This window comes from Streptomyces sp. NPDC002742, assembly GCF_042888885.1.
Lineage (GTDB): Bacteria > Actinomycetota > Actinomycetes > Streptomycetales > Streptomycetaceae > Streptomyces.
Window position 1 is genome coordinate 293887 of record NZ_JBIAQF010000001.1, and the last position, 19342, is coordinate 313228.

Genomic DNA, 19342 nt, shown 5'->3' on the forward strand with positions numbered 1-19342 from the left:
CGCGACGGGCGGGGTGTAGGCCTAGGGGTGCCTCCCCGCGCCCCCGAGTGAAACTTTCGGGGGGGGGCCCGGCCCCGGCGCCCCCCCCCCCGGGCCGCCCCCCCCCCGCCCCGCCGAAGACTCGTCGGATTTCCGGTGTGCTCTGTGCCGGGTGCCGGGTGCCGGGTGGCGTCTGTCCGTTCCGGTCAGGCGCAGAGCACCCGGGCCTCGGGGGTGTACACCGGACCGCCGTTGGTGTTCGTGCTGTCGCTGAACTCGGCGTAGTAGTACGAGTAGAAGCCGATGTTGCCGTTGCAGCCGGAGTCGGCGGCGACCTGGAGGCCGAGCGTGACGGTTCGGCTCTCGCCGGGCGGGATGGTGGACCCGTAGTTCGGGCCGAGGTCGGTGGGGCCCGTACCCGAACACGGAACGCCGCCGGTGGCCGAGGCCAGGGTGCAGCCCGTGAAGGCGTACTTCAGGTCGGGACGCTGGGTTGTCAGCCAGGTCGGCTCGATCGTCTGGTAGACGAACCAGACGTCGTACGTCCTGTGGTTGGTGATCGTCATCGACAGGTTCACCGTGCCGCCGGGGAGGACCGTCGCGCTGTCCGTGGTGAACGTCAGGTCGGCCGGAGCCGGGTCGGTCGCGCTCGCGACGGGGGCCGGGCCGAACAGGGCGAGGGCGAACGCGAGGACGAAGGCGAGGGCGGGGGCGAGGCCGAGACGTCTCAGCTGTGTTGATCGCATGGCCCGGGAGGCTAGGCAAGCGGCGAAGGCACCGTCTGCCCGGGGGCGGACACGGAGGGTGACGTCCGGCCGGAAGCGGATGTCCCGTAGGGAGCGGGGAAGGGGTGGTGCGGAGCGGCCCTCTCCCCGGTTCCCGCACGGCGATGCGGAGTCGGAGAAACGGCGCGGTGGTGCGAGGCGGCATCGGACGGTCGCGCGGTCGTGCTCACTGCTATTGGCGGATACCGGACGCACGGCGCTCCGCACACCGCTCACCGGTGCACGGTCCGCTGCCGTCGAACCGGCCAATCCGGTCTTTTCAGGCCGAGCCCACGCTTTCCCCGGCTGTACCTCGTTGCCCGTCACGAACACCCGTGCGTGAACCGGGGGAACGTGGGCACCAGGAGTCGCAGACCGCTCGTGGATGCCTCCCCGGCAGCCGCGAGCTCTCGGCCCCGCCCGTGATTCCACTCCCCCCGGGACCGCGAGGCGGGGCCGCCGCGTCCTCTCCGGGCCGGATCCGCCGCGTTCTCTCGGGGCCGGATCCTGAGGTGGGCGCGGGGGTGAAGCCCCGTGGTGTCGACGCCCTCGAGGGGAATTCGAGGAATTTCCGGGGATCGGGTGTCGGCGGCCCGGAAAGGGACACCCGTCGGCCTTCAGCGGAAAACACACCGAGGAAAAGGTGACCGTGGTCCGGTCATCGAAGCGCGCACCCGCATACCCATGTGAACTGCGGCGCGCATCCGCGGACGAGTGGAGGACTTCTTCGTGAACGAGAACCTGTGGGGTTACGGACCGACCAGCGGTCACACGGCCGACGACGATCTCACCGGCTACCGGGTGGAAGCGACCGACGGTCACATCGGGAAGGTCGACAAGCACTCCGACGAGGTCGGTTCTCAGTACATCGTCGTCGACACGGGCGTCTGGATCTTCGGCAAGGAGGTTCTGCTGCCCGCCGGCACGATCACATCGATCAGCCACGAGGACAAGACCGTGCACGTCGCCCGGACCAAGGACGAGATCAAGTCGGCACCGGAATTCGACAAGGAAAAGCATCTCGGAGATCCGCATTACCGCGACCAGCTCGGCGGCCATTACGGCTCCGGCCACTGACGTGACGGGAACCGCCGGTTCCGCCCGTATTCCGGGCGGCACCGGCGGTTTTCGCCGCTGCCGGGCGCCATGGAAATGCGGCGCGCCACGATAAGGGACCCCGGCTGGACGGGGGAGACCAGCCGGGGCCGTTCATGCGGTGTGCGGAGGGCGGTCGCCGCCAGGCGAAGCCGCAACGGGGCTTCAGCCGGACGATCATCCCCGTGTGCTGTGGGGAGGCCCGGGGAACACTGTCCCCTCCGCGCCACACTCCATTGAACGGCCGACCGCCACGAATTGTTCCGCTGCTGGAGCTGCTGGAGCTGCTGGAGCTGCTGGAGCTGCTGGAGCTGCCAGGGCCGCCGGAGCTGCCGGAGCCGCCAAGGCACCCGGAGCCCCCGGGGCCCGCGCCGTGCGACGCACAGCCCCGGAGCCCGGAGCCCCCGGGGCCCGCGCCGTGCGACGCACAGCCCCGGAGCCCGGAGCCCGGAGCCCGGAGCCCGTAGCCCGCGGCATGCGGCATGCGGCACGCGGCACCGTCTTCCGGCGTGGCCCCGCATCCGCCCGGCGCGCCCGAGGGGAAGATCGGTTCGGGAGGGCGCGTGCGACGGCGCGGGGCCGTCGGCCCGCGCCCGGACCACCCCGGCGCGCTCACCGGCGCCCGGACGGACCGGCTGCTCGGAGGATGGTGCCCATGACCGCGAAACGCGGCGTGTCCGATGTCCTGGTCGTCGGCGGCGGGCTCGCCGGTCTGGCCTGTGCCCGCGATCTCGCCGGGTACGGTTTCGGAGTCCGCGTTCTCGAAGCGTCGGACGGAGTGGGCGGCCGGATGCGCTCCGACCCGCACGAAGGGTTCGTCGTCGACCGGGGCTTCCAGGTCTTCAACACGTCCTATCCGCAGGTCCGGCGCCGGCTCGCGCTGCGCGACCTGGGACTGCGGCCCTTCACGCCCGGCATCCTCGTTCACACGGAGGGCGGCCCGCTGCGCTTCAGCGACCCCACCCGAGGCCCACGACGCCTCGGCGACCTGCGTCCGGGGCGGCTCGCGGGAACCCGTGACCTGATCGCGCTGGCCGCCCTGTCCGGCCGGGACATGCTCGCTCCCGCACGATCGCTCAAGCGCGGGGAGGACCGTACGACACGTACCGCGCTGGCCGCGGCCGGATTCTCCGAGGAGTTCGTCGAGCGGTTCTTCCGGCCCTTCCTCTCGGGTGTCTTCCTGGAGGACCAGCTGGAGACCTCGGGCCGGGTGTTCCATCTCGTCTGGCGCAGCCTGCTGCGCGGCACCCTGTGCCTGCCCGGCGCCGGCATCGGGGCGGTGCCGCGTCTGCTGGCCGAGGCGCTGCCCCGGGACGCCGTACGCCTGGGTACCCCGGTCGCGCGGCTCACGGACGACGGGGTCGAACTGGACGCCGGAGACGAACTCGCCGCGCGGGTCGTGGTGGTGGCCACGGGGCCGGGCCCCGCCGCCCGTCTGCTGCCCGGGCTGGATCTTCCGCCCTACCGCGTCGTGACGACGTACTACCACGCCGCGACCCGTTCCCCGCTGGCCGAACCCATCCTGCTGACGGACACGAGGAGGCGTTTCCTCAATACCTGCGTACTGAGCGAGGTGGTCCGCGGCTACGCCCCGCCGGGGATGTCGCTGATCGCCACCTCGGTCCTCGGGCACGATCGGGAGGGCCGGGAGGTATGGCTGCGCGAGGCGCTCGCCGAGGTGTACGGCACCGACACGGCGGGCTGGGACCTGCTGACGGTCCGCACCGTTCCCGACGCCCTGCCGGCGATGCCGCCCCCGCAGCCCCTCTGCCGGACCGCCCGTGTGGCCCCGGGCCGCTATGTGTGCGGGGACCACCGGGCCACGGGCTCGGTGCAGGGTGCTCTGGCGTCGGGCGCCCGCGCGGCGCGCGAGGTCGCGAGCGATCTGGCGCGGTAGACGGGCCGCCGCGAAGCCCCCGTCTGGGGCGTGATCCGAACAACTGCCTCTAGGGCAGCGTCTGTTCGGTCCAGATCGTCTTGCCCTGTGCGGAGTAGCGGATGCCCCAGTTGTGGCTCATCTGCGCGCAGATGAACAGGCCGCGTCCGCCTTCGTCGACCGTGCGGGCGTGGCGCAGGCGCGGAGCCGCTCCGCCGGCGTCGTCGACCTCGCAGGTGAGTGTCGAGTCCTTGATGAGGCGCAACCGGATCGGTGGCGCTCCGTACCGCAGGGCGTTGGTCACCAGCTCGCTGACTATCAACTCGGTGGCGAAGGCGGTCTCTTCGCTCACGCGCCACATCCCGAGCCGTATTCGGGCGTGGTGCCGGGCTGCCGCGGCCGCGGCGGGGACGGAGTCCAGGGTCCAGGTGGCCACCTGATCCGGCGGAAAGGCGCGGGTGCGGGCCAGCAGGAGAAGGACATCGCGATGGCCCGAGGTGTCGCGCAACCTGTACAGAATGTCGTCCCGCACGTCCCGCAGCGGGCGGTCCAGCCGGCTCAGCGCTTCCCGCAGCGGGTTCGACCGGTCCCCGTCCGAGCCGTCGGAGACAGGGAACGACGTGGTCCGCAGTGCGAGAACGCTGCCGTCGGGCATGGGGACGGAGGCGGTGGCGAAGGGGGCTCCGTCCCGGCTGCCCAGGGCAGGGCCCGCGGGAATCTCCGGCATGTGCACGACACCACCGGGATGAGCGACGACGGGCGCGGGATGACCGGCGGAGGCCATGACGCAGATCCCGTGGAGCGGGTCGTGGACCGCGTAGACGCAGCTCGCGCTGAGCGGCTGCTGGTGCAGTGGATCGCTCGGTGGCAGGGCCGCCCGCTCGTGGGCGAGCCGTACGACCGCGTCGTTGAGGCGGGCGAGCAGTTCGTCGGGTTCCAGGTCGAGCGCGGCGAGCGAGTGGATCACCGTCCGGAGCTGCCCCATGGTGGTCGCGGCGTCGATGCCGCTCCCGCTGACCTCACCGATCGCCATGGCGGTGCGAGCGCCCGGCAGACCGAAGGCGTCGTACCACGTGCCCGCTCCCGCCGCGGCCGGGACGTGCAGCGGCGCGAATTCGATGGCTGTCTGCGAGGGAGGCTCCGGCGGCAGCAGGTGGCGTTGCAGAGCCGCCGCGACCGTGTGCTCGTGGGTGTAACGGCGGGCGTTGTCGAGACTGAGCGCGGTGTGCGTGGCCAGTTCGTGGGCGACGGAGACGTCGTTCTCGTCGAAGGCGTCGCTCGGCCGTACGCGGTAGAGGTTCAGGAGTCCGAGCACGGCGCCCCGCAGCGCCAGCGGGGCGGTGAGCAGCAGGCGGGCGCCGGAGGCGCGGATGGCGCGGGCCCGCTCCGGATCGGCGTCGAGCCAGGGGGTGCCGCTGTCCAGTGCGACGGCGCGCGGTTCGAGATCGCTGAGTACCTGTGAATACGGCGTCGGCGTCGGTAGGGCGCGTACGTCGCCCACGGGGTAGGCCTGCGCCATGAGTGAGGGCGTCCCGTTGCGGAAGGCGGCGCGGCGCAGCGGGATGTCCCGCCCGAGCGGGCTGAGGGGAGGATCCTCGCCCCGTACCACCGCGTCGACCACTTCGACCACCGCTATGTCGGCGAAGCCGGGCACCAGCGCGTCCACCAGTTCCTGGCAGGTCGTGACGACGTCCAGGCTTCGCCCCACCCGCTCCCGCACCGAACCGAGCGCCTCCAGGCGCCTCGTGGTCCGCATGGTCTGCGTGACCTCGGTCATGGAGACGACCAGGCCGCGCGCGTTGTTCAGCGGGAACGCCGAGAGCTTCGCGAAGCGTTCCGGCGACGAGTCGTCCAGTGGGCCGAGCCGTACGACGTAGTCGGTGACGGACGTGTCGCCGGTGAGTACGCCCCGCAGGACGCCTTCGAATTCCTGTCGACGCGAGGGACGGCACACATCGGCCACCGGGCGGTCGAGGGCCTTGTCCGCCTTGAGGTCGCACAGCGCGCAGGCCGCTTCGTTGACGCTGAGCACGCGCAACTCGGAGTCCAGGACGAAGAACGCCTCGTGCGTGTTGGCGCGCAGAATGTCGAACACCGCGGTCCGTGTGCCCTCGGGGGCCGCGCCGTCCGCTTCGAAGACACCCCACGCGACCGCGCCGTCGGAGAGCGGTACCACCTTGACGCGGAGATCGACCGGGTTTCCGCCGACGTCATGGATGACCAGGGGGCCGGATCCGGGTTGAGTGCCGGTGCCGGTGCCGGTGCCGGTGCCGGTGCCTGCGCCCGTGCCTGCGCCCGTGCCTTGCCCGGAGTCGCCGTTGCCGGAGTCGCTGGTGCCGGTGTCCCCGGTGCCGGTGTCCCCGGTGTCGGGCGCGACCATGGTCAGGGCCGTTCGTCCCACGGCCTCGGAGTCCGACCGCAGCCAGATCTCGCGGGCTCTGCGACTCCATCTGACGACGACGCCCGAGCCGTCCACGACCATCAGCGGAGTAGCACCAGTCACCGGAAATCACCTCTGCTGTGCGTCCGGCTGGGTACCCCCGCGTCATGGGACGACTTCGACGGCTGAATCACCGGAGGAGGTCTTCTCGCGAACCATGTCCTTTTTGGTCCGCAAAGTCATAATTCTACGGCGGGGCCGGGCCCGAGGGCGATGCGGCCGGGCGTGGCGGGCGCCGGAAGGCCATGTGGCCGGGCGTGAGGGCGACGTGGCCGGGCGTGCTGGCGAAGCTTCCCGCGCGTGCTCCGGGAACGGGGATACGCACTGAGACTCCCGTGTCACGCGCCGGGCGGTTGATCGCCTTCCTGGTGTTCCGGGGCGTTCGCGTCACCCGGGGGCAGCAGTGACCGCAGTGCCAAGTCGGTCAATTGGGCCTCCACGGCGGCCCGGTCCGGCATCACCGAGGTGCGCAGCGGGCGTCCGGCGAGCAGCGAGATCAGCCACCAGGCGGCGGTGTCCGCGCTGATGTCGTCGCGGATGTCACCGGCACTCTGTCCGCGGCGCAGCAAGCCCGCGAGGGCCTCGGCGAAGTTCTGGTGGATGTGCCGGGCCGCCTCGCCGAGGGCCGGGTCGTGGGCGAGGGCCGCCGCGTCGGCGAAGAGGAAACCGTGGGCGCCGCGCTGGTGGAAGCGGTCCATGTGGGCCGGGTCCAGGAAGGCGGCCAGCACTTCGGGGACCGGGCGTCCGGTGTCGGCGGCCTCGGTCAGCAGGGCGGTCACAGCGCTGGTCACATGGTCCAGGGCGGCCTGGTAGAGGGCCGACTTGGAGCCGAAGTTCTGGAAGACCACCGGTTCCGTGACCCCGACGCGCCGGGCGATGTCGGACACCTTGCCCCGCTCGTAGCCGGTCTCGGAGAAGACCTCGGTGGCCGCGGCCAGGATCGAGGCGCGCCGCTCGGCGGCGGGCATCCGGGTGCGGGTACGGGCCTTGCCCTGGCGGGCGGGGGTCTTCTCGGTGCCGGTCACACACGCCATCGTAGGCCCCTTGCGGGTTTTCTTAGTCGGGACTAAGTTGAGACCGTACTTAGTCATCGCTAAGTTAAGGAGTGTGGCCGCCATGTCCATCGGGCGTCTCATGCAGGGAAAACCGCACGCGGACACCCCAGGGGTGACGATCGGAGCCCCACGCACCTACGAACTGTGTGGCGCGTTCTGTTTCGCGGGTCGGCGGAACCGCGCCTTCTCCCGTCTGGCCGTGCTGAGCGGGGCCGAGACCGGGGACCGGGTGCTCGACGTGGGCTGTGGCACCGGGTACCTGACCCGGCGCATGGCCGCCGCCGTCGGACCGGAGGGGACGGTGACGGGAGTGGATCCGTCGCCCTCGGTGCTCGCCTACGCGCGGCGCAGGAACAGGGCCGGACGGGGCGCCGCGTGCACGTACCGGGAAGGGGTCGCGGAGGCCCTCGACCTGCCGGACGGGTCGTTCGACACCGTCGTCACCAGCTTGATGCTGCACCACCTGCCGGAAGAGCTCCGGCCGGCGGCCCTCTCGGAGATGTGGCGCGTCCTGCGGCCCGGCGGACGACTGCTGGTCGTCGAGTTCCGGCCGCCGAGGAGCGCCGTCGGGCGACATCTGGTGCACGGCGGCCTGGGGCACGCCATGTCCCACAACCGGACCGACCTGCTGGACGACTTCGTCACCGGCGCGGGCTTCGAGCTACGGGGGAGCGGCGACGTCCGCCCGTGGCTGACGTACGTCCAGGGCGTACGTCCGCTGCCCGAGAAGCCCAAGGAACCACTGGGTTAGGACCGGTCGGCCCGCGTGAGCGGCCGCCGCCCCGAACGCCCCGGCCGCGTGAACTCCCGCACACCGCCGGGGCGGACGACGACGACTAGTCCTTGGCCATGTCCGACTCGGCGGAACTCGCCGCGGACTCCGCGCCGTCGACCATCTTCTGCAGATGGGCGAGGTCCGTCGAGGCCGGGCCGGGCGAGGCGGGGGCGTTCGTGGCGTCGGTGGGGCCGCCGCACGCGGTCAGGAGCAGCGCGGTCGCGGCGAGGGCGAGGGCCAGGTTCCTTGCGCGCATCAGGAGTTGGCTCCGTTGTCGTGGCTCGCGCACCACTTGTTGACGTCCGCCAGGTCCTTCTGGCGGCCCTCCAGGGTCGGGACGAGTGAACGCCGGAAGGTGAGCCGGTCGTTGAGGTACGTCTCGATCTGCGTGTGCCCGGCGGACTTGGCGTTGGCCACGCGCTGTTCAAGACGGGCGACGGAGCCGCGCTGCGAGGCGTCCCCGTTCAGCCGCTCCAGAATGCGGTCGATCCGTTTGCCGATCTTCGGCGCGCGCTTGCAGATCGCCTTCGCGCCGTCACCCGTCGGCGCGCCCGACGGCTGCGACCCGCCGCCGTCGGCCGACGCGGCGCCCGCGGCGCCGAGCAGCGCGCCGACCGCCATCAGCGAGACGACGGTCGTCCTGGTCCTCGATGCCGCCGGCGTCCGCGTCCTCGACGTACTAGACATGCTGAACTCCTCTTCGTTCCGGGGGCGGTTGCCCGCACGTCCGGAAAGCTAGGAGTCCTCTTTGTGGAATTCTTGTGGCAGGACACCGGCGGTCGTGATCATCCAGTTGCGCTGCAGGGGGAGCGTCGCCTCCGTGTCGGCCCCGCCGCCCAGGAGCGGGAGCACGACCTCGAACCGGGTCCCCGTTCCCCCCGGCGCGTCGAGGACGCGGATACGGCCCCGGTGCAGGTCGATCTGCTGGGCGACCAGGGTGAGTCCGAGGCCCGAACCCGGACTGTCCGGGCGCCGCTCGAACCGTTCGAAGACCTCCGCGCGGCGCTCGGGCGCGATGCCCGGCCCCTGGTCGTCGACGAACAGGACGGCGTGGTCGCCGCTCGCGCGCAGCGTGACGCCGACGTGCGCGGGACGGCCGTCCGTACGGCCGCCGTGCACCAGCGCGTTGATCAGGAGATTGTCCAGGACCGTGCGCAGTCCGGGCTCCCAGCCGTACACCCGCAGCCCGGGCGGACAGTCCCCCGCGATGTGCGCGAGGGGATGACGCCGCCGCTGCTCCCGCACGCTCGCCTCGACCACGTCCGCGAGGTCCACCGGACCGAAGGCGTCCGCCTCGACCAGGTCACCGCGGCCGAGCTCGCGCAGCATGACCAACAGCCCCAGCAGCCGGGCGTGTTCGCGGTGCAGGTCGTCGAGGACCTCGTCGCGGTCGGGGGCGGGAAGGGCCGGATGCTCGCTGAGGATCTCCAGATTGGTCTGCATGCTCATCAGCGGGGTGCGCAGTTCGTGTGCGGCGGCCGAGGCGAAGGAACGGGCGGTGGCGAGCGCCTCCTCGGTCCTCGCGGCCTGTTCGTCGTAGCGGCTCAGGACGGTCTGGAGGGTGTGCGCCAGATCGTCGACCTCGGCGATCCGGGCCGGCGTGTGGTCGAGGCGGGCGGCGCTGGTCCGCGGATCCAGACCGCTCGCACTGTTCCGCAGCCGCCTGAGCGGCCGGCTCGCCCGCCCGGCCACCGCCCCCGCCAGCAGCCCGGACAACGGCGCGGCGAGCAGCGCCACCGACACCACGCGCCTGCGCACCAGGCGCAGTTGGGTGTCCGCGGCGGTGTCGGGCGCGAACAGCCAGAGCGTGCCGCGCACTCCGGGCCGCCCACCGGACACCCGCGTCGACAGAACCCGCCAGGTGTCCCCGCCCGCCCGCAGGGTGACCGGCACCGGCGTGCTCGCGGGAAGCGGCACTCCCTGCTCCGGCTGCGGGCCGCCCACGAAGGTCCCGCCGGGACCGGTCAGCCGTACACCGACGTCCAGAGCGGAGGTGAACAGCCGCCGCTCACGGGCCTGTTCCACCGCCGCCGACCGGTCGGCGGCGCTCGCGCGCAGCAGCCCGCGGGCGTCCTTCGCCACGGCCGCCGCGCTCTGCCGCAGGTGCGCGTCCTGCTGGTCGTGCAGATCGGCCGCGACCAGCCGCAGCAGCAGCCAGCCGGTGGCCAGCACCAGGATCGGCACGGTCGCGCCGACGGCGAGCGCGATGCGGGTGGAGAGCCTCATCGTCCGGCCTCCGGCCCGTCGTCACGCAGCACGAAGCCCACTCCTCGTACGGTGTGGATGATCCGGGGACGGCCCGGTGCCTCCAGCTTGCGTCGCAGGTAACTCACGAACGTGTCCACCGCGTCGGTGCGCACGTCGAAGTCGTAGCCCCAGACCCGGTCGAGGAGCTGATCACGGCTGAGCACGATGCCCGCGTTGCGCGCCAGGACGTGCAGCAGCTCGAACTCACGTCGTGTCAGCTCCAGTTGTCGCCCGTCCAGGCTGACAACGCGGGCCGAGGGATCCAGCGACAACCCGCCCACCCGTACGGTGTCGGTGTCTTTCGGCGGCCGGCGCCGCAACAGAGCCTGGAGCCGGAGCACCAACTCCTGCAGGGCGAACGGCTTCACCAGGTAGTCGTCCCCACCTGCCTGCAGCCCCGCGATCCGGTCAACGGTCTCGTCGAGCGCCGAGAGCATCAGGACCGGTACGTCGTTGTCCTCCGCGCGCAGCGTCCGGCACACCTCGATGCCGCTGAGGTCGGGCATCGAGATGTCCAGCACGATCGCGTCCGGCGGTGTCCGCCGGGCCACGGCCAGCGCGGGCCGGCCGCCGTCGGCGAGGTCCACCGTGAAACCGCCCAGTCGCAGACCGCGTTCGAGTGACCGTCGTATCGCCGCGTCGTCGTCGACGACAAGGATCCGGCCCCGATCTCCGCCCATCACCCACACCCCAGCTCGGAGGAACAGGCCGGTCGGCCGGCCTGTTTCGTCGCCCATGGTGCACCAGCCGCTTCGTCGACGGACTCGCGCGCTCCCCCTCCGTGGCGCCGCGGGCAGGCACGAAACGGTAACGAAGGACTTTGTGGCAGGTAAGGGGGCGACCTTGCGGCGTAATGTCCCGCATGTCCTGGGCGCTCGTGGGGGAGTGGCCCGGTGTGGGGAGGGGAGTGTCATGCCCGCCATGACGCGTGTTCGAAGAATGCCCGAGAACGGCCGAGTGCCCAAGAACGGCCGAGTGTCAAAGCCCAGACGAATGCCCAAGGGCATTCGAGGCCACGTCATCGCGGTGGTGTGCACGGGACTCCTGTGCGCTTCGCTGACCGGGTGCGGGAACGACGGCGCGGCAATGGCCGATGCGTCGACGGCCTCCGCGAGCACCCTGGAATCCGGCCCGCCGCCCCAAGCGGTCCGTACCCGCCCCGTCACCGTCATGTCACAGCCCCGTGCACGGGTGAACCACGGGAAGCCGCTCGGCGATCTCTAGCGGCGAGCGCCGGTGAGCGACCGGCGCCTGAACATCTCAATCGGGGGACTTCATGCAGTACGGGATTCACTTCGGGTCGCGTGTCCGCGGAGCCGCTCTGGCGATGGCGACCCTGTCGGCGGCCACACTTCTCATGACCGCGTGCCAGCCGGGCGCGGACGCCGCGGGCTCCACCGCTTCTCCGTCGGGCGGGACGGCCGGGCCGACGGCTTCGTCCGGGGACTCGTCGGGGGGCTCGTCGGCGGGCTCACCGACGCCGGCCACGTCGTCAGGCGGGGCGGGAAGCTCGGCCAAGCCCGCGGGCGGCTCCACTCCCAAGACGCCGGTTTCGGCGTCCGCCACCGCGACCCCGGCTCCGAGGACGAAGTCGTGTGCCGGGAAGTCCCTCAAGGCGTTCATGTACCAGGCCGATGTACGGCCCAAGGGCACCGGAACCGGCGCGGCGATCGTCGAGTTCACCAACATGTCCGGAGCGTCGTGTGCCGTCCAGGGGTATCCGACGGTGGCGGGGGCGGCCAACGGAACCCCCGAGAAGAACCACCCGCTGGCCGTGACCCCGACGGGCTCCGCGCCCGAGGTGGTGCTCGCACCCGCCGCGAAGGCCTGGGTCAAGGTGACGTTCGTCCAGGTCCAGGGTGAGGGCGACGGCTACTGCGTGTCCGGGGCGACGCCGGTCACCTACCCGACCCTGGTAGTGGCTCTCCCCTCCGGCGGAGCGCACCAACTGGCCCTGGAAGACGGCGTGTTGGCCGAGTGCGACGACACGGCGACGGTCACCGCCGTCACCGCGACGAAGCCTTCCTGACCACCACCGGGGTGCTGTCACCGCCGCGAGCCGGCGACCACACACCAGGAGCGGGACCGGAGCCGGCTGACCGCAGTCGGCTGACCGGTACCCCTGGACCGGTGCCGGGATCAGTACGGGGTCGGCATCGAGGGCCGGGGCCGGCCCCGCGCGGGCGAGCGGCAGCGGGCGGTGTCCGGAGAAGCCGTCCGTAGGCTGCCGGTAAGGAGCCGCGCCCTTCGTGGCACTGCGGGTGGGAACCGGAAGCACCGGCCCGGCCTGACCTATGGCACAGGCTCAGCCTGGACCTATGGCTCAGGTCGGGCCTCCTCGGCCGTATCGACCGGACGCCGACGTGGACCCGCTCGCGCTCGCGCTCACGCTGATCGGGGCCGTACGCGAGGTGTGGCCACGCCGGGGCGACGGGCTGCATGCCGTGTCTCGCGTGTCGCGTACGACCGCGTGCCGCGTGCCGCGTGCCGCGGGTCGGATGAGGCCTGTGGCGTGTCGCCTGCCACGTGCGGGGCCCGGGAATGCGGACGCCGGGTGTGCTGTTACAGCTCACGTAACTGATTGGCATGCGCGAGTCACGGCTCGCGTGTGGTGGGCGAAGGAGGGCCTCATGGCACGCAGTACCGCGCGCCCCGTCGTCACACTGAGGTCGACGGCCGGGACCGGCGCCACGTATGTGACGCGCAAGAACCGCGGGAACGACCCCGACCGGCTCGTCCTGCGGAAGTACGACCCGCTGGCGGGAAAGCACGTCGCGTTCCGGGAGGAGCGCTGACCCCACGCCGGGCGCACCTGGCAGGCGTACCCGGCGTATCGGCGAAAGTACCTGCCGTAACCGAGGAGGGAACAGCATGAGGACCGGCATTCACCCCGAATCGCGCCCGGTCGTCTTCCGGGACCGTGCCGCCGGCGTCGCCTTTCTGACGCGATCCACCGCGCACCCGGCCAGGACGATCGAGTGGGAGGACGGCGCCGTCCATCCGCTCATCGACGTCGAGATCTCGTCGGCGAGCCACCCGTTCTACACCGGGACCGAGCGGGTCCTGGACACCGCCGGCCGGGTGGAGCGCTTCGAGCGCCGTTACGGCCGCACGGCGTCGAACCGGCCCTGAACGCCGGAGCACGCCGAGTTCGGCAGGAGGAGAACAGAGCCATGAAGGTACGCAACTCACTGCGCTCACTGAAGACCAAGCCCGGGGCCCAGGTGGTCCGTAGGCGCGGCGTGGTCTTCGTCGTGAACAAGAAGAACCCGCGCCTCAAGGCCCGCCAGGGCTGACGGCGTATCAAGTGATGGACATCCGGTCCGGCCGGCGCCCCGCGCGCCGGCCGGCAGCACCATGATCAGCCCCGACACTCAGAAGCAGCGGCTCACCACGCCCCCGAACCCCATCCCGGGAGCCGGCTACGGCCTCGGCATCTCCGACGTCCAGAGATGGGGCGGACACAACCGCCCCTGGCGGGTCACGAGTCGCTGACCGTCTACTTCCCGCCGGCCAAGGCGACCCAAGTCGTGCTGCTGAACACCGACATCGACTACAAGGGTTCGGAGCCCGGCGCCCCCTTCGGAGACGCGATCACGAAGATCGTCACGCCGCAGCATGTCTTCAACCTGCCGGCGCAGCCCGCGGCTCACTGACGCGCCGGCCCGTCGGGAGTTACGATCACGATGGTGACGTGCCTCTTCTCCGCGGGCGACCGGTTTGCCCGAGGACGGCGGTGCGGTGGATGTGTTGGATCCGATGCGTGACGGTCGCGCCGGGCGAAGTACTCCGAAGGGAGCCGTTCGTGACCACGGCCAGGGACTTGTTCATCATCACGATGGACAAGGAGCCGGAACGTCCTGTCGGGCAGGGCGACCTGTCACTCGTCCTCGCCGGAGCGGAGGTGATCGATCTCGTCGCCGGCGAGGTCGTCACACTGGACGGTGACCGGATGGTGCCGGCGAGACAGCCGGCGACGGACGACCGTCTTCTGGGCGAGGCGGCGTCCTCGCTCGTGCGACAGGTCCCCTACGAGCGGGTCGAGGACTGGCTGTGGCGCAGGGGCCGCGACCTGTCGGCGGCCTATCAGAGCGATCTGGAGCAGGCGGGTCAGCTGACCCGGCAACGGCGGGGCCGACTGCCGTTCGGCGCCAACCGCGTGGAGCTGGTGGACTCACCGGCCCGCAGCCGGGCGATGCACCGCTGGGCCGCGGACGAGCCCGTCCTCGCCGCGCTCGCCGCGGTCGTCGGGATCCCCGCCGAGCAGACCGAGGACAGCCCGGCCGTCGAGGACGAGGCGGTGACGACCGTCCTGGTCGCCGTGCACGACGCGGTGATGGAACTGGAAGCCGTGCGCCAGCGCCGGGCCATCGAGAACGCGGCGTTCGCCAACATCTGGCGGGGCGCCTGACGGAACGCGTGCGGGCCGCGTGACGGAACTCCCGCGGGGCGCCCGGCAGATCCCGCGCGGGGCACCTGACGGAAAGCTGCGCGTGGGGCGGGTCCGACGCGGTACGCGTGGCCGGTCCGACAGCACGAGGAGCCGCTCCGACCGTACGGCAGCCGGTCCGACCGTATGGGGATCGGGTCCGACGGTACGAAGGCGGGCGGGCGCGAGTCGGTGAGGCGCGCGCCGCTTCGGATCGGCGGGCGCGCCGTTCCCTGCCCACAGGGGTCACCCGGAAGCCTCGCGGGCCCGTTCCTCGCTCTCGCGTGCTTCCTGGAGACGGGCGTCGACGCGTGGCGCCCGCCGGGACAGCAGCGAGTCCGTCACGCGCTGGAGGGTCTTGGACAGCGGATGTTTGTCCTGTCCCGATGATCCCTGCGCGGTACCCCGCACGGCGGACGCCGCGTCGCGGTACTCGGCCATCTCGGCGAGCGCCGCGTGGGCGAGTTCGGTCGCCTCGCGGTACAGGTCGCGCGACTTGGTCATGGCGTCGAGGGCTTCGGAGTACGAGGTCACCAGGGCGCGCGCGTGGGCGAGTTCCTCTTCGAGGGTCAGCAGGTGCCAGTCCTCGCGGAGCGCGGTGAGGACCGCCGCAGCGTCGTCCGGCAGCGGCCAGGGCAGCGCCGCGAACTGTACGATTTTGTCCAGGAGTTCCGTCGGTTCGGAGCCGTCGAGGAAGACACTGCGCACCCTGAAGGCCTGCTCGTCGAAGCCCACCCGGGCGGGTGTGCCGGACAGGATGACGGCCCCGCCACGCGGCACGGACGTCCCGAGGTCGCCGAGGGCCCAGTTGACCGCGTGGAACTGCTCGGGCGTGGCGCGGTGTTCCACGACGCGATGCCGCAGGGCGGGCGGCAGCAGCCGGGCCAGCGGCAGGCGGCCGTCGGCGTCGGGCGTCATGGCCTCGTGCACGACGACGTTGATGCTCCAGCTGCGCCGGGCGCTGTCCTTGATCAGGCGGCGCAGTGCCGCGTCGTCCTTCGGCAGCGGGTTGATGTCCTGGAGCCGCAGCCCGGCCGCGGCGTCACGATCCCAGGAGAAGTCGTCCTGCTCGGGCCAGAGCAGGGCGGCAGGGGAGGGCCACCCGGGATCCCAGGGCCGTTCCGCCTCGGCCGCAAGGGTCCAGCGCCGCTCGCCGTCCACCTCCTCACGTCCGTCGGTGACGAGCCTCGCCCGCACCGTGACGTCGTCGTCGACGAACCAGCGCGCCTCGAAGACGTGACCGTCCGGCGTCGCGGTGTTCTCCTTCTCCAGGAAGTCCTGGATCCGTGCGCTGTTCTTCAGTTCCCGCAGATGCTCCCGGAGAGCCTTCTGCGGAGCGGGGCCGCTATGGCGCCCGGCGGCCAGCCAGACTGTTTCCGGGGCGGTGGGACGGTCTGTGGAGGACTTCGGCATGAGTCACTTTGCTGGTGGGGTGTGGTGTGCCCTCCCAGTATGGTCACCTTTGGCCGCGAGCCGGGAGCCGAGGCCCCCTAGGATCACGGACCTCCGCCATCGAGTGACTATGCGCATTTCGTTGACGATTGGCCGTATTGAGGTCATTGCGAAGGATGTGAACGGGGCGCGTGTCGCTGAAGGGGCTCGCCGGATGGTCCCGGTGGCCGGGTTCCCGACATGCGCGTGGCCTGCGGTGACGGCGAGAGCGCCCGCCTGGTGCGCGGCCGGGACGGCGGGGTCCGCAAAGCGGGGAGAGGCACACGAAGCCAGGCGACAGTCGGTGACTTTTTGTCAAATGTCGCCAGTAGAAGGGTCACTGGTGATCACTCTGTGGCAGCGAAAGGGCGTACCTACCCCTTTCGGCGGTGTAGCTTCTACCCGTCAGTAGAGGCTTGAGCAAGGGTGGTTGTGTGGTTGCCTCTCCGCATGCCGAAAAGTTCGCCGCGTACCTTCGGATGCTGAAGGACCGCAGCGGCCGGGGTTACGACCGTCTCGGCAAGGAAGCGGGCGTCAGCGGTTCCAGTCTGCATCGGTACTGCTCCGGCCTCAGCGTTCCCGCGGACTACCGGGCGGTACACGCCTTCGCCAAGGTGTGCGGTGCCGGCGCGGAGGAACTTCGCGAACTCCACCGGCTGTGGGCGCTGGCGGACACCGACCGGGACGCACCGGCCGTGACCGCCAAGGACAACCCGGCACAGGCACCAGCGCCGGCACAGGCACAGACACAGACACCAGCTTCGGCGTCGGCTCCGGCTCCGGGTCCGGACGAACCTCTCATGCCCGCGCAGGCGAATCGCGGGCCCGACGAGCCCGTGGTGCACGCCCAGGCGAGCCCCGGACCGGACGACGTCACCCCGTCGGAGATCACCCCCGTCGAGACCGGGACACCGCGACGGCCCCGGGTGCCCGAGAAATGGTCCTCGCGGTTGGTGGTACTGGCCGCCGCGGTCACGGTGGTCCTGGTGGCCGGCTTCGTGTGGATGCCCGGCAGCGGCCCCCTCGGTGCCTCACCCGGGGAAGGCGACAGCCTGCTGTACTCCTCCGCCTGCAAGTCGGTGAGCATGGGGCAGCACGACGAGTGCGTGCGTGAGCTCCAGAAGCTGTTGGTGCGGGCGAAGGGCAGACTCGCCGTCGACGGGGACTTCGGTCCGGAGACCCTGCGCCAACTGACCGCGTTCCAGGTGCTGGCGGGAGTACCGGCCAGCAGTGCGGTCGACGAGGCCACCAAGGACGAGCTCGTCGCGCAGAAGGTGAGCATGTCGACCTGGTCGCAGGCCAGGGTGGCGAACCGGATCCGTGAGGTGTTCGTGGAGGATCCCGACGCCGCGGTGGCCATCGCCCGCTGTGCGTCGTTCCTCGACCCGCTGTGGGTGCTGCCCAACACCAACGGCAGCCGCAACTGGGGTGTGTTCCAGATCTCCGACGCCCGCCTGCGGGAGCTCGACGGCACGCCGCTGCGGGCGTTCGATCCGGAGTGGAACATCAAGGCGGCCCACCGGCTGTGGAGCGCCCGGCACGACTTCCACGACTGGCCCTCCTGCGGGGCGGCGTTGAAGGACGGACCGAAGAGCTGAGGCCCGGAGCCCCCGGGTACCGCCGCAGCGCTACCCGGGAGCTCCGGTTCCCGCCCCCGCCCCCGGCGGCGTCAGATCGTGCCGTCCTCCCACCACCAGGCGCGGCCGAGGCCGGCCCTGCTGTCGACGTGCTGGTGGTCGACCGTGGAACGTCACGTCGTGCACGTCGGTGTCATGGGCGTGGACCCGGCGCGCCGAGCGCGGCGACCAGGGACGCGCGTGCGAACCGCAGGGGCGTGGGAATCCTTCTCGGCAGGTCCCGGGTCACCGGTTGGCCAGCCGGTCCAGATCCGCCTGGGTGCCGTTGAACACGTCCCCGGTCGCCGGTGCCTGGATGCCCGGGAAGATCGCGGCGTCGGTGTACTGCCACATGGCCCAGGTCGTCGAGCCGTCCGGCAGTGGCGGCTGGGTGATCGACTGGCGGTAGTCCGCGAGTTGCAGCGGATACCGGGCGAAGGCCGTGGTCGAACCCAGGCAGTCGTCCAGGAAGGACTTCTGGGTGTAGATCATCGGGACGCGGCCGAAGGCGGATTCCACCCGGTCGAGCCAGGCCTTGGCGTCGGCCACCGTGCCGTAGGTGGGGCAGCGCCCACTGCCGTCGTCCATGCGTTCCAGGTCGAATATCGGCGGCAGGTCGCCCGCGCGCTGCCCGGTGTAGCCGGTCGTCCGCACCGCGGCGATGAACCGGTCGGCCTGCGCGGCACCCGTGTCGGACGACGTGCCCGTGTAGAAGTGGTAGGGCGCGACGGCCAGCCCTGCGGCCCAGGCCCCCTCGAGGTCGGCGGCGAGGTATTCGTCGGTGACGTTCATGCCCCGGGTGGCCTTGACCGTCGCGAACTCGGCACCCGAGGCCCGCACGGCCTTCCAGTCGATCGGCGCGCCGTCCGGGTGCTGGTACTTGGCCGTGTCCAGGCCGTCGATCGGATAGCCGACCGGGCGCGGTGGCGTGCAGTACGTGTTACGGCTGGACCAGTCCACCAATTTCGCCCAGGTGTTCGGGCCCACCACGCCGTCGGCGCTGAGGTCGGCGCATTGCTGCAGCTCGATGACCCGGGACGCGGTCCCGCCCCCGAAGTCTCCGTCGATCGTCAGCGGCGGATAGTGGAACGCGTCCATGGCCAGGTTCAGACGGCACTGCAACTCCTTGACCTCGGTGCCCTTCGCGCCCTGTTGCAGCGTCGGCCGCGCGTCGGTGTGGCCGCACACGGTCGTCTGCGCGGCGCTCGACGTGCCCTGGGTCGAGCAGGTGTGCGGGTGTGCGGCCCAGATGTTCAGCGCCGTCCAGGTCCCCGGGCCGAGCACACCGTCCGCTCCCAGGCCCGCGCACCGCTGGAACTCCTTGACGCGCGTCTCCGTCCCGGCCCCGAACGAGCCGTCCGCCGCGATCGGCGTGTACCGGCTCGGCTTCGTCGCCAGATTGAGTTCGCACTGCGCCTCGACCGCCGGGTCCCCCGTCGATCCCCGCTGCAGCGTGGGCTGTGCGCTCGTGTGCCCGCAGACCGCGACCGCCGCGGTGGCCGCGGATTCCGCCGCCTGTACCGCCGTCGGCCCGCACACGGGCAGGACCGCTGCCACGGCGAGGGTCAGACCCCGCAGGAGCGTCCTTCGTCCCATCTGTGTTCCCCCATCATGTGAGTCGCCGGGAACTCCCGG

Annotated in this window: 20 protein-coding genes; 10 read left to right on the forward strand and 10 right to left on the reverse strand. The window is 71.5% G+C overall.

The annotated features are described in order from the left end of the window. Positions 1 to 185: 185 nt before the first annotated feature. Complete coding sequence (locus ACFYW8_RS01270; protein WP_389065581.1) at positions 186 to 725, reverse strand: hypothetical protein; 540 nt, start codon at positions 723 to 725, stop codon at positions 186 to 188. A 747-nt stretch (positions 726 to 1472) separates the two neighbouring features. Between ACFYW8_RS01270 and ACFYW8_RS01275 the strand changes: the two genes are divergently transcribed. Both ACFYW8_RS01275 and ACFYW8_RS01280 read left to right on the forward strand, forming a co-directional pair. After that, positions 1473 to 1820: a PRC-barrel domain containing protein gene (locus ACFYW8_RS01275; RefSeq protein WP_365873555.1), complete on the forward strand. Its 348-nt coding sequence runs from the start codon at positions 1473 to 1475 to the stop codon at positions 1818 to 1820. Positions 1821 to 2493: 673 nt separating this feature from the next. Beyond that, the gene (locus tag ACFYW8_RS01280; protein ID WP_389065587.1) at positions 2494 to 3735 is read left to right on the forward strand and encodes an NAD(P)/FAD-dependent oxidoreductase; all 1242 of its coding nucleotides are present in this window, start codon (positions 2494 to 2496) and stop codon (positions 3733 to 3735) included. A 49-nt stretch (positions 3736 to 3784) separates the two neighbouring features. Here ACFYW8_RS01280 and ACFYW8_RS01285 read toward each other — a convergent pair whose 3' ends face one another. Both ACFYW8_RS01285 and ACFYW8_RS01290 read right to left on the reverse strand, forming a co-directional pair. Further along, complete coding sequence (locus tag ACFYW8_RS01285; protein WP_389065592.1) at positions 3785 to 6217, reverse strand: SpoIIE family protein phosphatase; 2433 nt, start codon at positions 6215 to 6217, stop codon at positions 3785 to 3787. 275 nt (positions 6218 to 6492) lie between these two features. Next, on the reverse strand, positions 6493 to 7179 hold the full coding sequence (locus ACFYW8_RS01290) for a TetR/AcrR family transcriptional regulator (RefSeq protein WP_389065596.1): 687 nt from the start codon (positions 7177 to 7179) through the stop codon (positions 6493 to 6495). 91 nt (positions 7180 to 7270) lie between these two features. On the opposite strand from ACFYW8_RS01290, the gene ACFYW8_RS01295 reads away from it, so the two are divergent. Continuing rightward, positions 7271 to 7960, forward strand: coding sequence for a class I SAM-dependent methyltransferase (locus ACFYW8_RS01295; protein WP_389065600.1), 690 nt, complete (start codon positions 7271 to 7273; stop codon positions 7958 to 7960). Between the two features lie 85 nt (positions 7961 to 8045). Here ACFYW8_RS01295 and ACFYW8_RS01300 read toward each other — a convergent pair whose 3' ends face one another. The 5 genes from ACFYW8_RS01300 to ACFYW8_RS01320 form a co-directional block, all read right to left on the reverse strand. Beyond that, positions 8046 to 8240, reverse strand: a complete 195-nt coding sequence (locus tag ACFYW8_RS01300; RefSeq protein WP_389065606.1) for a hypothetical protein — start codon at positions 8238 to 8240, stop codon at positions 8046 to 8048. Then, positions 8240 to 8671: a hypothetical protein gene (locus ACFYW8_RS01305; protein WP_389065611.1), complete on the reverse strand. Its 432-nt coding sequence runs from the start codon at positions 8669 to 8671 to the stop codon at positions 8240 to 8242. Before ACFYW8_RS01305 ends, ACFYW8_RS01300 begins: the two co-directional genes overlap by 1 nt. Before the next feature lie 48 nt (positions 8672 to 8719). Next, entirely contained in the window at positions 8720 to 10210 is a 1491-nt protein-coding gene (locus ACFYW8_RS01310) for a sensor histidine kinase (RefSeq protein ID WP_389065615.1), read from the reverse strand. Next, complete coding sequence (locus ACFYW8_RS01315; RefSeq protein WP_389065619.1) at positions 10207 to 10911, reverse strand: response regulator transcription factor; 705 nt, start codon at positions 10909 to 10911, stop codon at positions 10207 to 10209. Before ACFYW8_RS01315 ends, ACFYW8_RS01310 begins: the two co-directional genes overlap by 4 nt. 610 nt (positions 10912 to 11521) lie before the next feature. Beyond that, on the reverse strand, positions 11522 to 11854 hold the full coding sequence (locus tag ACFYW8_RS01320) for a hypothetical protein (RefSeq protein ID WP_389065623.1): 333 nt from the start codon (positions 11852 to 11854) through the stop codon (positions 11522 to 11524). Here ACFYW8_RS01320 and ACFYW8_RS01325 point away from each other — a divergent pair. From ACFYW8_RS01325 to ACFYW8_RS01350, 6 genes are all read left to right on the forward strand, one after another. Beyond that, on the forward strand, positions 11853 to 12260 hold the full coding sequence (locus ACFYW8_RS01325; protein ID WP_365873575.1) for a DUF4232 domain-containing protein: 408 nt from the start codon (positions 11853 to 11855) through the stop codon (positions 12258 to 12260). The two genes, ACFYW8_RS01320 and ACFYW8_RS01325, sit on opposite strands and share 2 nt — an antisense overlap. 601 nt (positions 12261 to 12861) lie before the next feature. After that, on the forward strand, positions 12862 to 13026 hold the full coding sequence (rpmG, locus tag ACFYW8_RS01330; RefSeq protein WP_261706245.1) for a 50S ribosomal protein L33: 165 nt from the start codon (positions 12862 to 12864) through the stop codon (positions 13024 to 13026). A 76-nt stretch (positions 13027 to 13102) separates the two neighbouring features. Continuing rightward, the gene (locus ACFYW8_RS01335) at positions 13103 to 13363 is read left to right on the forward strand and encodes a type B 50S ribosomal protein L31 (RefSeq protein ID WP_389065630.1); all 261 of its coding nucleotides are present in this window, start codon (positions 13103 to 13105) and stop codon (positions 13361 to 13363) included. A gap of 41 nt (positions 13364 to 13404) precedes the next feature. Further along, the gene (ykgO, locus tag ACFYW8_RS01340; RefSeq protein WP_355856900.1) at positions 13405 to 13527 is read left to right on the forward strand and encodes a type B 50S ribosomal protein L36; all 123 of its coding nucleotides are present in this window, start codon (positions 13405 to 13407) and stop codon (positions 13525 to 13527) included. 156 nt (positions 13528 to 13683) lie between these two features. Beyond that, the gene (locus ACFYW8_RS01345; RefSeq protein WP_389065638.1) at positions 13684 to 13887 is read left to right on the forward strand and encodes a hypothetical protein; all 204 of its coding nucleotides are present in this window, start codon (positions 13684 to 13686) and stop codon (positions 13885 to 13887) included. A gap of 149 nt (positions 13888 to 14036) precedes the next feature. Continuing rightward, complete coding sequence (locus tag ACFYW8_RS01350; protein ID WP_365873582.1) at positions 14037 to 14642, forward strand: GPP34 family phosphoprotein; 606 nt, start codon at positions 14037 to 14039, stop codon at positions 14640 to 14642. A gap of 264 nt (positions 14643 to 14906) precedes the next feature. Here ACFYW8_RS01350 and ACFYW8_RS01355 read toward each other — a convergent pair whose 3' ends face one another. Beyond that, complete coding sequence (locus ACFYW8_RS01355) at positions 14907 to 16073, reverse strand: hypothetical protein (protein ID WP_389065646.1); 1167 nt, start codon at positions 16071 to 16073, stop codon at positions 14907 to 14909. Positions 16074 to 16525: 452 nt separating this feature from the next. Here ACFYW8_RS01355 and ACFYW8_RS01360 point away from each other — a divergent pair, with 452 nt between their 5' ends. After that, positions 16526 to 17689 carry a helix-turn-helix domain-containing protein gene (locus tag ACFYW8_RS01360; protein ID WP_389065650.1) on the forward strand — a complete coding sequence of 388 codons (1164 nt, stop codon included), beginning with the start codon at positions 16526 to 16528 and terminating at the stop codon, positions 17687 to 17689. Between the two features lie 264 nt (positions 17690 to 17953). Here the strand turns inward: ACFYW8_RS01360 and ACFYW8_RS01365 are convergent, their stop codons facing one another. Beyond that, positions 17954 to 19303, reverse strand: a complete 1350-nt coding sequence (locus tag ACFYW8_RS01365) for a GH25 family lysozyme (RefSeq protein ID WP_389065654.1) — start codon at positions 19301 to 19303, stop codon at positions 17954 to 17956. Positions 19304 to 19342 lie beyond the last annotated feature (39 nt).

Bases quoted from the DNA above. Each gene is read 5' to 3' on its own strand.
- ACFYW8_RS01270 (WP_389065581.1), bottom strand. From the start codon at position 725: ATGCGATCAACACAGCTGAGACGTCTCGGCCTCGCCCCCGCCCTCGCC.
- ACFYW8_RS01280 (WP_389065587.1), top strand. From the start codon at position 2,494: ATGACCGCGAAACGCGGCGTGTCCGATGTCCTGGTCGTCGGCGGCGGG.
- ACFYW8_RS01295 (WP_389065600.1), top strand. From the start codon at position 7,271: ATGTCCATCGGGCGTCTCATGCAGGGAAAACCGCACGCGGACACCCCA.
- ACFYW8_RS01300 (WP_389065606.1), bottom strand. From the start codon at position 8,240: ATGCGCGCAAGGAACCTGGCCCTCGCCCTCGCCGCGACCGCGCTGCTC.
- ACFYW8_RS01305 (WP_389065611.1), bottom strand. From the start codon at position 8,671: ATGTCTAGTACGTCGAGGACGCGGACGCCGGCGGCATCGAGGACCAGG.
- ACFYW8_RS01310 (WP_389065615.1), bottom strand. From the start codon at position 10,210: ATGAGGCTCTCCACCCGCATCGCGCTCGCCGTCGGCGCGACCGTGCCG.
- ACFYW8_RS01315 (WP_389065619.1), bottom strand. From the start codon at position 10,911: ATGGGCGGAGATCGGGGCCGGATCCTTGTCGTCGACGACGACGCGGCG.
- ACFYW8_RS01325 (WP_365873575.1), top strand. From the start codon at position 11,853: ATGTACCAGGCCGATGTACGGCCCAAGGGCACCGGAACCGGCGCGGCG.
- ACFYW8_RS01320 (WP_389065623.1), bottom strand. From the start codon at position 11,854: ATGAACGCCTTGAGGGACTTCCCGGCACACGACTTCGTCCTCGGAGCC.
- rpmG (WP_261706245.1), top strand. From the start codon at position 12,862: ATGGCACGCAGTACCGCGCGCCCCGTCGTCACACTGAGGTCGACGGCC.
- ACFYW8_RS01335 (WP_389065630.1), top strand. From the start codon at position 13,103: ATGAGGACCGGCATTCACCCCGAATCGCGCCCGGTCGTCTTCCGGGAC.
- ykgO (WP_355856900.1), top strand. From the start codon at position 13,405: ATGAAGGTACGCAACTCACTGCGCTCACTGAAGACCAAGCCCGGGGCC.
- ACFYW8_RS01345 (WP_389065638.1), top strand. From the start codon at position 13,684: ATGGGGCGGACACAACCGCCCCTGGCGGGTCACGAGTCGCTGACCGTC.
- ACFYW8_RS01355 (WP_389065646.1), bottom strand. From the start codon at position 16,073: ATGCCGAAGTCCTCCACAGACCGTCCCACCGCCCCGGAAACAGTCTGG.
- ACFYW8_RS01365 (WP_389065654.1), bottom strand. From the start codon at position 19,303: ATGGGACGAAGGACGCTCCTGCGGGGTCTGACCCTCGCCGTGGCAGCG.